This window comes from Cypionkella sp., from assembly GCF_030652235.1.
In the GTDB taxonomy this organism is placed as follows: Bacteria; Pseudomonadota; Alphaproteobacteria; order Rhodobacterales; family Rhodobacteraceae; genus Cypionkella.
The window spans coordinates 89,194-102,306 of sequence record NZ_JAUSBA010000024.1; the positions used below are offsets into that span (position 1 = coordinate 89,194).

At 60.3% G+C, this 13,113-nt stretch carries 9 protein-coding genes; 5 read left to right on the forward strand and 4 right to left on the reverse strand.

The genetic code is table 11. The annotated features are described in order from the left end of the window. Nucleotides 1–11 precede the first annotated feature (11 nt). From Q7V03_RS07175 to Q7V03_RS07185, 3 genes are read right to left on the reverse strand one after another with little or no spacing between them, the layout of a single operon-like run. Nucleotides 12–995 (reverse strand): carbohydrate kinase family protein, encoded by a 984-nt coding sequence (locus Q7V03_RS07175; RefSeq protein WP_304924920.1) that lies wholly within the window; start codon nucleotides 993–995, stop codon nucleotides 12–14. Continuing rightward, complete coding sequence (locus Q7V03_RS07180) at nucleotides 992–2,179, reverse strand: Gfo/Idh/MocA family protein (RefSeq protein ID WP_304924921.1); 1,188 nt, start codon at nucleotides 2,177–2,179, stop codon at nucleotides 992–994. Before Q7V03_RS07180 ends, Q7V03_RS07175 begins: the two co-directional genes overlap by 4 nt. Continuing rightward, complete coding sequence (locus Q7V03_RS07185; protein ID WP_304924922.1) at nucleotides 2,136–2,960, reverse strand: class I fructose-bisphosphate aldolase; 825 nt, start codon at nucleotides 2,958–2,960, stop codon at nucleotides 2,136–2,138. Before Q7V03_RS07185 ends, Q7V03_RS07180 begins: the two co-directional genes overlap by 44 nt. 147 nt (nucleotides 2,961–3,107) lie before the next feature. On the opposite strand from Q7V03_RS07185, the gene Q7V03_RS07190 reads away from it, so the two are divergent. After that, nucleotides 3,108–4,475 carry a dipeptidase gene (locus Q7V03_RS07190; protein ID WP_304924923.1) on the forward strand — a complete coding sequence of 456 codons (1,368 nt, stop codon included), beginning with the start codon at nucleotides 3,108–3,110 and terminating at the stop codon, nucleotides 4,473–4,475. Between the two features lie 75 nt (nucleotides 4,476–4,550). Here Q7V03_RS07190 and Q7V03_RS07195 read toward each other — a convergent pair whose 3' ends face one another. Continuing rightward, the gene (locus Q7V03_RS07195) at nucleotides 4,551–5,201 is read right to left on the reverse strand and encodes a GntR family transcriptional regulator (RefSeq protein WP_304924924.1); all 651 of its coding nucleotides are present in this window, start codon (nucleotides 5,199–5,201) and stop codon (nucleotides 4,551–4,553) included. Between the two features lie 335 nt (nucleotides 5,202–5,536). Here Q7V03_RS07195 and Q7V03_RS07200 point away from each other — a divergent pair, with 335 nt between their 5' ends. The 4 genes from Q7V03_RS07200 to Q7V03_RS07215 all read left to right on the forward strand — a co-directional run bounded on the left by Q7V03_RS07200 (nucleotide 5,537) and on the right by Q7V03_RS07215 (nucleotide 12,953). Further along, nucleotides 5,537–8,137, forward strand: a complete 2,601-nt coding sequence (locus Q7V03_RS07200; protein WP_304924925.1) for an Ig-like domain-containing protein — start codon at nucleotides 5,537–5,539, stop codon at nucleotides 8,135–8,137. A gap of 120 nt (nucleotides 8,138–8,257) precedes the next feature. Next, nucleotides 8,258–9,475 (forward strand): TolC family protein, encoded by a 1,218-nt coding sequence (locus Q7V03_RS07205; protein ID WP_304924926.1) that lies wholly within the window; start codon nucleotides 8,258–8,260, stop codon nucleotides 9,473–9,475. Then, complete coding sequence (locus Q7V03_RS07210; protein WP_304924927.1) at nucleotides 9,472–11,775, forward strand: ATP-binding cassette domain-containing protein; 2,304 nt, start codon at nucleotides 9,472–9,474, stop codon at nucleotides 11,773–11,775. The genes Q7V03_RS07205 and Q7V03_RS07210 overlap by 4 nt, the downstream gene beginning before the upstream one ends. Next, complete coding sequence (locus Q7V03_RS07215) at nucleotides 11,772–12,953, forward strand: HlyD family efflux transporter periplasmic adaptor subunit (RefSeq protein ID WP_304924928.1); 1,182 nt, start codon at nucleotides 11,772–11,774, stop codon at nucleotides 12,951–12,953. The genes Q7V03_RS07210 and Q7V03_RS07215 overlap by 4 nt, the downstream gene beginning before the upstream one ends. The last annotated feature ends 160 nt before the right edge of the window (nucleotides 12,954–13,113 follow it).

Genomic DNA, 13,113 nt, shown 5'->3' on the forward strand with positions numbered 1-13,113 from the left:
CTGGTGAGCGACTAGATAAGCGCGGCCAGCGGCGGGATGCCTCCGCTGGCCGTGACGCTTTTTAATGCGGCAGCGGCGGCGCGGTGGCCAAGGTGAAGGGCTTGCTCGGCGGTCCAGCCTTCGTGAATGGCGTAGATGATGCCTGCGCAGAACGCGTCTCCGGCACCCACAGGGCTGAGGATTTCAGCGGGATTTATGGGCTCTGGACTGGACCAGAACGCGGTTTGATCGAGCCAAAGCGCGAGGGTTCCTGTGTGCAGAATGACGGTTTTCGCGCCTTGCGCTTGCAGGACCGTGGCGGCTTCCAGCAGGCGGGCGCGGTCGTCGGGGGCGATGTCCGCTCGGTTGGTGGCGCGGGCGGCTTCGATTTCATTCAGGAATAGGTAATCGGTGTGCGGCAGGGTGGCTTTGACGGTGGCGGCAAAGTCGGAAGTGGCGGATGAGACCAGATCAACACAGGTGATCATGCCTGCGGATTGGGCGCGGGCAAGGATGCGGGCGGCGGGGGTTTCGCCGCTGGGTTCTACTTTATCGAGAGTTGCCAGCAGGTTTGGGTAGCCGAGATAGAAGATTTTCGTGTTTTGCGCGGCGATGGATCCGATGGGGATATCGGCTTCGTTGAGGGCGTCGTTCGCGCCGGGATGGTAGAAAAACGTACGGCTGTCGCCGGGGACGTTCATCACTTGGGTATGGGCCGTCGGATGATGCGGGGTTTGCTTTAGCCAGCGCGTGTCGACTTTGGCGGCGGCGCAGGCGGCGAGGCATATTTCGGCATGGGTGTCTGTCCCGATCAGGCCCACGGCATAGAGTGGCAGGTCGGCTTGAAAGGCGGCGAGGTCTAGGATCACGTTGGCGGCTCCGCCACCCACTCCTATGGCTTCGTGCTGGATGCGGACGAGATCGCTTTTCTGCGGCCAAGTGTCGATGCTGTGGACGATATCGATGATCCAGTTACCAGCGCAGGCGATGCCGTTTTTTTGGGTGAGCGAAATCATGCATATTCCACGCTGACAGTGCGGTTATCTTTTCCAGCAGTCAGGGCGGCGGTGAGGATGGCGTGGTGGGCAGCGGCCTCGGACGGGTGAGCGCAGGGAAAGCCTGCGGCGTCACCGCCTGCCAGTTCATCCATATAGGCGGCCCACATTTGCTGTATGGCGTCAGTAAAGCCGAATTCAAAGATGCCGCCGGTGATGCCGGGGAACAGCGGCGTGTAGCCAAGGTCTTCGGTCGCCCAAGTCTGGGTGCCGCCGTTTTGGTAGTGCATGAACTGCCACTGCCGGGGGGATTTGGTCGTGAAAAAGGCGCTGCCCTTCATGCCAAGCACGCGGAGCGACCAAGTGTTGGCTTCGCCCGGTGCGATGCGCCATGTCTTTAGTACCATGGGGAAATTGCCGTAAGCAGTGGGGACGCGGGCGGTGATGTTGGCGTTATCCCATGTCTCGCACGGCACGAGGTTGCCTTTGCCGTCGGGGCGCTGGCTGACGCGTTTCACTAGGCTGGCCTGCACAGTATCGGGCCGCCAGCCGAGGCGCAGAGGAACGTGCAACACGTGCATGCCAAGGTCGCCCATACAGCCGTATTCGCCGTTCACATCCTTCATGCGCTTCCAGTTGATCACTTTATCGGGGTTGATGTCAGAGGAATGCAGAAAGCTGGCTTCGACTTCGAGGATTTCCCCAACCGCACCAGATTTCACGAAGTCGATCACCTTTTGTGCGCCGGGGTAGAACGGCATTTCCGACGAGCAGCGCACGGTGAGTTCGGGGTGGTCGTTGACGGCGGCCATGATCGCGCGATTTTGGGCGCGGTCCATGCCGAATGGCTTTTCGCCGAACAGGTGTTTTCCGGCGTTCAGAATGTCGGGATACATCTGTTCGTGCAACACATGGGGGACGGCGCAGTAGACGGCATCAACCTCAGGGTTTTTCAGCAGGTCGTGATAGTCGGTGGTGGTTTGGATCGGCCCAAGGTGGGTAGCGAACCAATCCATCAGGCCGGGGTTGGTGTCGCAGACCGCGACGATGCGGGGTTTGGCTTTGGGGTTGCTTAGGTGTAGCCAGCGTGCGGCGGCAGAGGCAAATTCGCGGCCCATCAGGCCACAACCGATGATACCGAAGCGGATTTCTTTCATGGCGTCAGGCCAGATGCTTGGCAGCGTCGGCGGCGCTGGCTTTGTCATGCACAATCGCCATCAACGCGCGGGTCATGCCGCCGGGGTTGGCGTGTTGCACGACATTGCGGCCATAGACGATACCGCGCGCGCCTTGTTGCATCAACTCGTGCGTGCGGGCGAGGATTTCGGCGTCAGACACGCGACCCCCACCCCGCACCAGAACCGGGATGCCTTGGGCGATTTCGATGACGCGGTGGTATTCAGACACATCGGTGCAGGGGTCGGCTTTGATGATATCGGCGCCGAGTTCCGCAGCTTGACGGACGAGGGGCAGGATTTTCGAGATGTCGCCATCGACCATGTAGCCGCCCTTGGCATTATCTTGCATCACGAGCGGTTCGACCATCAGCGGCATGCCGTAGATTTCACATTCGCGTTTTAGGGCGTTCACGTTGCGCACGCAGTCGCGATAGAGTTCGGGCTGATTGGGCAGCAACAGAAGGTTGACCACAACGCAAGCGGCGTCGAGGACGAGGCCTTGTTCCACCGGGCGGTCGATGACTTCAGAGTAAAGCGTGCGCGGCAGCGGGGTGCCGTAAACATTGGCGATGTCGGTACGCAAAACCAAAGCGGGGCGGTTCTTGCCGGGAATGGCTTGCAGGATTTTCGCGGTACCGGGGGGGAGCTGGATGGCATCAGGGGCAGCGGCTGCGACAGTTTGGATGGATTTTGTCATATTTTCGATGCCGCCGAGGAAAGATGCCTCGTTGAACATGCCGTGGTCGATGGCGACGTCAAAGCAGTTGCCCGAGGGCGCAAACAAGCGGTTGAGGCGGGCGGGGGTCATAGCGTGATCCTGCTTGTGAAAACGTTTTCACAATCGGTATCGGTGGGTGCGGATTCTGTCAACGGCAAAGGAAAATCCTGCCACAGCGGGGGTTTGCTTGGCGGTTGGAGATGGTCTAGCCTTTGGGTGCAATGGCAGGAGATGTCGATGGCTTGGCAGCAGTATCTGGACTCGGAGCAGGCGCGGTTTGTGCAGGAATTGCTGGCATTTGTGCGGATTCGATCCGTGTCAGCCAAGCCCGAGAATATCCCGGATGTGGTGCGCGCTGCGGAATGGGTGGCGCAGCGGTTGACGGCGGCAGGGGTTGAGGCGGCAGAGGTGTTGCCGACAGATGGGCATCCGGTGGTCTGCGGACATTGGCTGCACGCGGGGGGCGATAAGCCGACGATCCTGATCTATGGGCATTTCGATGTGCAGCCTGCCGAGCCGTTTGATCTGTGGGACAGCCCGCCCTTTGAACCCGAGGTGCGGAATGGCAGGGTCTGGGGGCGCGGGGCTTCAGATGACAAGGGCGGCATGTTGGTGCCGATCTTGGCGGTGGAGGCGCTGCTGAAAACTGCTGGGCGTCTGCCGGTGAATGTGAAGTTTTTCTTTGAGGGGCAGGAGGAGATCGGCTCGCCTGATTTGCCGCCTTTTGTTGCGGCGAACGCGGAACTGTTGACAGCGGATATGATTTTCTCGGCGGATGGGCTGCAATATGCGCCGGATCAGCCGCAGATTGTTGAGGCGTTGAAGGGGTTGGTGAAGGCCGAGATCGTGGTGCGGGGGCCACGGTCGGATCAACACTCGGGCCTGCATGGCGGCGGGATTGCCAATCCGGCAATGGCTTTGGCGCATCTGTTGGCCTCGATGAAGTCGGCGGGCGGCTTGGTGACGGTCGAAGGGTTTTATGACGATGTCGTGCCGCTGACCGAGGCGGACCGGGCGGTGATTGCGCGGATACCTTATGAAGAAGGTGCGTATCTGGCGGAAACCGGAGCGCCTGCGGTGTTTGGCGAGCCCGGATATACGACACGCGAACGGCTATGGGCGCGGCCAACGCTGGATGTGAACGGGCTGACCAGTGGATGGCAGGGGATTGGCTCAAAAACCGTGCATCCGGCCGAGGCACGGGCGAAGATCACCTGTCGATTGGTGGCGGCCCAGAATCCGGCAAAGATTTTGGCGGCACTCGCGGCGCATTTGCAAGCGCATTGTCCTACCGGAGTGACGGCTGAACTGGAGCCGGGGCAAGGCGGGGCGGGGCCGTTCTTGATGCCATCGGGGCATAATGCGACGGGCATCGCGGCGCAGGTGCTGGAGGAGGTTTATGGCAAAGCGCCGTATCGCACGCGGTTGGGCGGATCTATTCCGGTGATGACAACCTTGTTAGAGGTGTTGGGGGTGCATGCGGTGATGTTTGGCTTTTCGCATGACGATGAGAATTTACACGCGCCGAATGAATTCTTTCGGTTGGAGGCGTTCCGGTTGGGCCAAGCGGCTTATGTGCGATTGTTGCAGCGGTTGGGGACATAAGGCACGCTCGGCGCTCTCTTGCGGGCGCTTCTCGCCTTGTAGCGCAGAGGCCTGAAAGGGCCGATAGGCGGCGGTTCAAGACAAGGCCGCGAGCAGGTCCATGGCGGTGATCTGATCGAATTGGACGTGGCGGTGCATCAGGGTCTCGGCCCCGGCGGCATCGCGGGCGAAGATCAGGGTGGCGATGGCGCGGTGCTCAGTGGCAGAGCTTGCGATGGCCCCGGCATAGCGGTAGCGGGCGCGGTAATAGGCCAAGAGTTTGCGGGCGTTGGTTTTGATCATCTCGGTCAAGAACGGGTTGCCTGCGGCCAGCGCCACACATTCGTGAAAGCGCAGGTTCAGCTGGTAATAGGCGTCGGGGTTGGCGTCACCTTGTTCAGTCGAGAACGTCTCACAGGCTTGCACGGCGGCTTCCAGCGCCGTGGCCCAAGACACCGACAAACGGCGGGCGGCGAGGCCTGCGGCTTGGCCTTCAAGTTTGGCGTGAACTTCAAGGATGGCCAAGAATTCCTCAAGGCTCGGGCGGAACACCGTGGCCCCCTTGCGCGGCAGGCGACGCACAAGGCCCATGGCTTCGAGTTGCAGGATGGCTTCGCGAACGGGGGTGCGCGAGACGGCAAACTCGGTAACCAGTTCGGCCTCATCAATCACATCGCCGGGGTTGAGGCGGCCTGTGTCGATCCACGACAGGATCTTATTGGTGAGGGTTTCGGTTTGGCCTGCCATGTCTGATCAAAAGACCGAAAAGGCTGACAGGTAAAGGGGGATAGCTGGAAAGCTTCACGTGAGGCCGGGTCGATTGTTTCGCAAATGCAACCAATGGGAGATTGGAGTGGAATAGCATCAGCGCGATGGCTGCACAAAAGAAGATCATCTGTAGCGAGAAAGCCGCAAATGTGGCGAAATGGGGGGGGAAGTCCGGCAAAAACCGATCACGCTTGGTCTACGCACTAGAAATAGTATCGAAAGATATATATTCGTTTTTTTAATCAGCCTCCGAAAGTGAGGCGAATAACACGCCGGACAGTAAAGTCTGGGTTTTTTTGAGGCGGAGTAGTAATATGGAAAAAGCGATTGATTTCGCTGTCCGCAGTGTTGCGGGCAGTGCGCAGCATGGCAGTTTCGCAGGCGACAGCCAAGGCAACGTCATTCAGGTCGGTTCGGGCGATAGCGTTTCGCTGAACCTCTCCCGCGCAAGCGTGGTGGGCTATGAGCAGCAGGGCGGCGATTTGCTGGTCAAGCTGTCGGATGACCGCAGCATCTTGCTGAGCAACTATTTCGCCGAAAACGCAGGGGACGTGAACCATCTCTATCTGTCCTCAGATGGCGAGATCACCGAGGTGATCGTCCACGAGGGTCAGGGTGGCGTGCTGGCGGCGGATTATGGCCCGGTCAGCGGCTGGGATAAATGGAGCCCGCTCGACGATATGCGCTTTACCAAAGCGGATAGCATCTCGGATGTGGCGATGGTGTCGAACGAACCTGCCGGGATGGCACCGTTCGTGCCGGGCCTGCTGGGTTTGGGCGGTTTTGGCGCGATTGCAGCCGGGGCTGGCGCGATCGCGGTGATCACCGGTGGCGGTGGTGGCGGTGGCACCCCTGACACAACCCCGCCTGCAATGGCCGTGACCGAGGGCACCAAATCGGTGAACCATGTTGAAAATGGCGTCGATTATGTGAATGGCGTGGTGATCGCCGGCACCAGCGAGCCAGGTGCGAAGATCGACGTTTTGCTCAATGGCCATACGCAGACGACCACGGTTGACAACACTGGCCATTGGACAGTGACCTTCCCGACGACGGAAGTTGATCCGGGTGAGTATGAAATTCCGGTTGTGGTGAAAGCCACTGATGCCGCGGGCAACAGCACGACCTGGAACGATGTTCTGGTGGTCGATACCCTGCCGAACCCGATCAACTTTGATGCGGTCACGGGTGACGACAAAGTGAACTTTGTCGAGAATTCGACCGGGTTGGTGGTAACGGGCACCTCGATTGCGGGCGCTGCGCTGGATGTAACGCTAAATGGCGTGACGAAGACGGTTGTGGTGGGCACGGACGGGCATTGGACCACGACCTACCCGACGGGTACTCTGCCCGCTGGTGAATATAATCAGGTGATTACCGCGACTTCAACGGATACCCACGGCAACACCTCGACCTCGAGCCATACGTTCGCTGTGGATACCCAAACCTCGATCACTTTCACCGGCACGCCGGGAGGCGATGGCATGGTGAACGCAAGCGAGGCTGCGGCGGGCGTGGTGCTGAACGGCACAGCACAGGCGGGGGCATCGATTTCGGTGGCGTGGAATGGCACGACGCTGACCACGGTGGCGAATTCGAGCGGGGTGTGGTCGGTGACCTATCCGGTCGGATCAGTGACGGCGGGATCTTATAGCTCGACCGCGACGGCTACGGCGACCGACAGCTTTGGCAATACGGCGACGACCAGCCATGAGGTGAATGTAGATACCGAAGTGGTGCCGTTTGACCGCGCCACCCTGTCGACCGGGGCAGATACGATCCTGAACGCAGTGGAGGCCACCACTGGTTTGACGGTGACCGGCCATGTGGAAGCGGGATCGACCGTGATGCTGAAGTTTGGCGGCGGCGCGCAACACGCGGCCACTGTCGCAGCCGATGGCAGCTGGAGCTTGACCATTCCGGCAGACGAAATCCCTGCAGGCGAGAATTCGGTGACACTGACGGCGGTGGCGACGGATCACGTTGGCAACGTCTCGACCCTGACCGAACAGGTTTCGGTGGATACCATTGTGCGCAACTTCAGCCATGTTGAGGCGATCGCGGGCGACGATATTCTGAACGCGGCTGAACGTGCGGCGGGCTTGACGCTGACAGGCACGTCGGAGCCATTCTCGACATTGGTTCTGCATCTGGCCAATGGCTCGGAAGTGGCGGCTTCTGTCGGCTCGGATGGGTTGTGGAGTGCGACTTTCCCGGCCTCATCATTGCCTTTGGGCGAAGGCAACACCACGGTCACAGTGACAGCGACGGATCGTGCGGGCAACACCGCCAGCTACACCGACAGCTTCCACTATGATGCCCTGATGCCTGCTGATCCGTGGATCACCAATGACTCGGGTTCGGGCAACTTGATCTCTGGCATCGCAACAGCAGCTTCGCCTGATCCGCTGACCTATCATGCGGTCGCGGCGACGGGTGCGGCAACCGACATTCACTCGATTGGGCCCGGCATTGATCAGGACATAGACGTGAACGGCACCATTGTGCCAAGCCATTGGGCGCTGTTTACCGCGCCGGTGGCCGATGGCAGTTATCTGGTGATCAATGACACCGATGCGGCGGGCAATGAACAAAGCACGCTCTATCTGCGCTCAACCACAGACGTGGCGGTGGATCTGAACCGTGATGGACTCCAAGGCTTTGATTTCGGCACCATTGATCTGACCTCTTCGAAAGCGACGCTGTCGCTGAACGAGGCGCAGATCAACAGTCTGACCGGAGCGGATCACCAGATGGCGATCCGGGGCGATGCGGATGATCACGTCAACATCACGGGCGCGGTCGTTGGCGCGCATCAGGTGGTGAATGGCGAGAGCTACACGCTTTACACGCTGGGCAGCAGTGGGGCTTCGGTGTTGGTTGACGATGATATCCACGTCAATACTGCTGTTTGATCAGGAAAACGGGCGATGCCCAAGAACTGCAAGAACGGGAACGGGGTTAAATACCTCGTTCAGGCGCTGGTAGGGCTTGCTCTGCTTGCGGGCTGCATGGGGGGGGCGAAGGCACCTTCGATGCTTAAAACGCATGAACAGGCCGGACCGAGTGCGGCGGGTGCCTTGGGGCAACCTGCGGGCACGGGTCTGATCGGAAACTTACAGGGGCGACGCTCGGTTTTACCGCCGGGAGGCGCTTATGCGCAGGTGTCCGATGCAGTGATCAATGCCAGTGCTGGCGCGGCAGACGCCGCGTTGCGCGTGGCGCGCCTGAAAGCCAATGCGCAGTCGAAAAACTGGCTACCCTCGATTGGGCCTTCGGTGAACCTGACCAATTTGGGCGGTTTGGCGGCAAGTTTGCTGCTGGAACAGGCTTTGTTCGATAACGGGCGGCGCAAGGCGGAACGGGCGTTTGCCTCGGCCGATGTCGAGGTGGCGGCGGTCAGCCTGACCACCGCGATGAACCAGCGGGTGTTTGAGGGGCTGTCGTATTACGTCAATGCCCAGCGGGCGCGGGCGCAGGCGGTTGTGGCGCAGGCGGCGGCGGGCCGTTTGCAGGAATTCAACGGGATTATGGGCAAGCGCGTAGCGGGCGGCCTGTCGGATGGATCAGAACAGCAGGTTTTGAACCAACGTGTCGCCGAAATGCAGGCGACGGTGGCGGTGGACCTGCAGGCCGAATCCAGCCAGATGGCGCAACTGGCGGCTTTGTCCGGGCAACCTTTGGGCGGGATCAGCGGCTTGGATAGCCTGCCCGATCTGGACCAATCCGCTGCCGAGCCTTTGGCGGTGGTCAAAGCGCGGGGTGAAGGCGCGCGGGCGCTTGCGCAGGCGCAGATGCAACTGGCGGGTTTGAAGTTTGGCCTTTCGGCGACGGCGGGTCTGGATGATGGCGGCATCAATCCCGGCGTGCGGCTGAATGGCGCGGGGCTGTTCAATCCGGGTACGAAGGACACTATCGCGGCGTTGCAGCAGACCGGCGATGTGGTGGATCGTCAAACGGCTGAAGCCGCCGAAACCGCCAATCGCCGTATTGTCTCGTTGCAGCAGCAGAAGGCCAATTTGGTCTCTCGTCGCGCGCAGGGCGATGAGGTGCTGAAGCAGACGGCGGCGAACCTTGATCTGTTCACCCAGCAATACAAGGTCGGGCGACGGACTCTGCTGGAGTTGGTTGGCCAATACGACGCCTATGCGCGGTTGCAGCGCGATCAAGCCTCGCTGAGCTATGACATGGCGCTGATTGATCTGGAAATTGCCCGTGATCGTGGCGTGTTGGTAGATGGGGCACGGATGTGAATGACCGGGTTGTGGCCTTTGATGTCAATGCGGGCTGCGTGGCTGCGGCTGGGGATATTGCTGCACGGACGCGTGCTGACACGCGGGTGCCGCAGGGTCGGCACAACGCGCGGGCGCAAAGTCGGGCGCAACTGACCTCGGTCTATGCGGGGCTGTGCGGGGTTGATCTGGCAGTATCTGATGTGGTCGAGCAGATTCAACTGGCCTCTGATGCGGGGCAGTTGGGGTTGCCAGAGGTCGCACGGGCGTTGCGCAGTTGTGGCGTTGCGGCGCAGGTGGATGCTCTGGCCGCGCCGGGGGATGCGCACTGGCCCGCTTTAGCGGAAATGACCTCGGGCCAGATCGTTTTGGTGCTGGGGGAGACTTCGGACGGTGTCGAGGTTTACGACACCACCGTCGATAATAAGCGCGCCGAGGTGCCGCATGAGGATTTCGCGCAGGTCTATGCGGGGCGGATTTTGCGGGTTCGCACCTCCGTGAAAGAGCTTGAGACGCGGCATGTCGAAGCCGCGAAGACCCCGCATTGGTTCTGGGGTGAATTTCCCCGCTTTAAGCGGCAGTTGGGTGAGGTGGCGGCGGGGTCGCTGGTGGCGAACCTGTTGGCGGTCGCGGTATCGCTGTTCTCGATGCAGGTTTATGACCGGGTGATCCCGTATCAGTCGGAACCGACCCTGTGGGTGCTGGCACTGGGCGCAATGTTGGCGATTGTGCTGGAAGCGGCTTTGAAGCTGGCGCGGTCTGGGTTGATGGATACCACGGGCAAGCGGATTGAGTTGTCGGTGCAAGCGCGGCTGATGGACAAGCTGCTTGGGATGAAGCACGGGCCGGGGCAGCGCAGCCCTTCGGCCTTGTTCTCGGCCATGCGCGAGTTTTCCTCGGTGCGGGAGTTCTTCACCGCGACCACGATCGGCACGATGGCGGATTTGCCGTTTATCCTGATTTTCCTCGCACTTGTGGCGTCTATCGGCGGTAATCTGGTGTGGATTTTGATCATCGGCGGCGTGCTGATGGTACTGCCGGGCTTCCTGTTTCAAAAGCGCATGGTGGCGTTGACGGCAGCCACGCAAGGTGCCTCAACCCGTGCGGCCCGGTTGCTTTACGAGGCAATCTTTGAGGCCGAAACCGTCACCACCCAGCGCGGGGAAGATCGGATCAAGCGGATTTGGGCGGAGCTTTCAACGCTTTCGGCGGTGAAATCCTCCGACCAGCGGCATCTGACGGCGATGCTGGGCTATTGGGCGCAAGGGGTGCAGCAGGCGACCTATGTTTTGGCCGTGGTGGCAGGGGCCTATCTGGTGTTCGCAGGCGATTTTACCGTAGGCACGATCATTGCGATTGGCATTCTGACCGGGCGCACCTTGGGGCCATTGGCTTCTTTGTCGTCGACAATGTCAAAGTGGACCAATGTGAAATCGGCTTTGGACGGGTTGGATACGATTGCACAGTCCAATCAGGCCGAGGAAGCCGGGAGACATTATTTGCGCCGTGACAAGCTGGTCGGTGCGTTTGAGTTGCGCAATGTCGAGTTCCGTTATGATTCGAAAGCGGCGGCCACGGTCGAGATCAACGGTCTTTCGATCCCGGCAGGGCAGCACATTGCGGTTTTGGGCACGAATGGTTCGGGCAAATCGACGCTGCTGCGGGTGCTGGCGGGACTTTATGAGCCTTCGGCTGGCAGGGTTTTGATTGATGGGGTTGACCTGAACCAAGTGCATCCGCGCGACTTGCGGCGTGGGGTTGGCTATTTGGGGCAGGAAGTGCGGCTGTTTGCCGGAACTTTGCGCGACAATTTGAACATGTCGCAGCTAGAGCGGGACGACGACCGCTTGTTCGATGCGCTGGATTTTGCAGGGCTTGGCCCGTTCGTGCGCAGCCATCCCCGCGGGCTTGATCTGGAGATCCGCGAGATGGGCGAGGGCCTATCGGTCGGTCAGCGTCAAAGCATAGGCTGGGCGCGGATGTGGCTGCAAAACCCGCGTGTTGCGATTTTGGATGAACCAACGGCGGCGCTGGATCAGACGTTGGAGACGACGCTGGTTTCTCGGTTGAAGACATGGCTAGACGGCCGCACTGCGATCATTGCCACCCACCGGGTGCCGATTTTGCAGCTAACCAACCGCGTGGTGATCATGCAAAATGGGCGGCTGGTGGTCGATGGTCCGCGCGAAGCTGTGCTGGCGCATCTGAATGGCGGCGGTGTGGCCGTGCAGGCCCCTGCCCCGGCGGCGGGCGTGGCGATTGGCAGCATCACCACGGTAAAAAAGAATTTCACCATGCAAGTCGGAGGGGCGAAACCATGAGCCTTGCCACCTATGACGAAAGTTTCGCCGAGAAAACCCGTGGCCCCAGCCGCACGATCTGGATGATTGTCGTGGTGATGGCGGTATTCGTGGCTTGGGCCTCGGTGGCTTGGGTCGATGAGATCGTGCGGGCACAGGGCGAGGTGGTATCGTCCAGCAGGCCCCAGATCATCCAGAACCTTGAGGGCGGGATTCTGGCAGAATTGAACGTCGCCGAGGGTGATGTGGTCGAACCAGGGCAGACCCTCGCGCGGCTGTATGGTACGCAATATCAGGCGGCGGTGGATGAGTTGTCGGATGAAATCGCCACGCTGGAAATCCGGCGCCTGCGGCTGGAGGCCGAGATGAACGACGCGCCGGGATTTGATGTGCCGGAGAGATTTGCGCAGAGGGTGCCGGATGTGGTGGCCTCGGAAAAGGCCCTGCTGACGGCGCGGTTGAGTGAATATGACGCGCGGGTGGCTGGCGCGCAAGCGGTACTGGAGCAGACCTCCAAAGAGGCGGAACTGCTGGAGAAAATGTACCAACAAGACATCGCGCCTCTGATCGAAGTGACGCGGGCGCGGCGGGATAATTCGGAGGCGCAGAACAAGCTGTCAGAAGCGCGTACCACGACTAAAATGGGGCGGGCGACCGACTATGCCAAGACTGAAAGTGACCTCGCTGGGCTGCGGCAAAAGCTGAAATTGGCGCAGGACCAGTTGTCACGCACCGTGCTGGTGGCGCCAATGAAGGGGGTCGTGAACAAGCTGTCGATCACCACGATTGGCGGCGTGGTCAAGCCAGGTGAGGAGATTTTGCAGATCATTCCTCTCGACGACGCTTTGTTCATCGAGGCGGGGGTGAAGCCGCGCGACATTGCCTCGGTGCGCGAAGGCTTGGACGCGACTGTGAAGCTGTCGGCCTATGATTATACGATTTACGGCTCGCTGAAGGCCAAGGTGGTGTTCATCTCGGCCGATACGTTCAAGGACGAACGCTCGCGTGATCCGAACGGCGATCCGCATTACAAGGTGATGCTTTTCGTCGATCAAAGCAAGTTCACCGCGCGGCAGAAGGGGCTGGAGATCAAGCCCGGCATGCAGGCGGATGTGGAGTTGGAAACGGGCGGCAAGACGATTCTGACCTATCTGACCAAGCCTTTATATAAATCGAACGAGGCTTTGCGAGAGCGGTAGCTTTGCCGGGCTGACCTTGGTGGTTTTGCACCCCCAAACCCCATCAGGATATTTGAGCGCAGAGGATGACCAAGCGATGCGTCGCTCAGCTTTTGGAAATAGCTAAAATCCAATCGCTTAAGCCTTGGTAAAGCCTGTTCGGCTATACCTGACCGTGGGT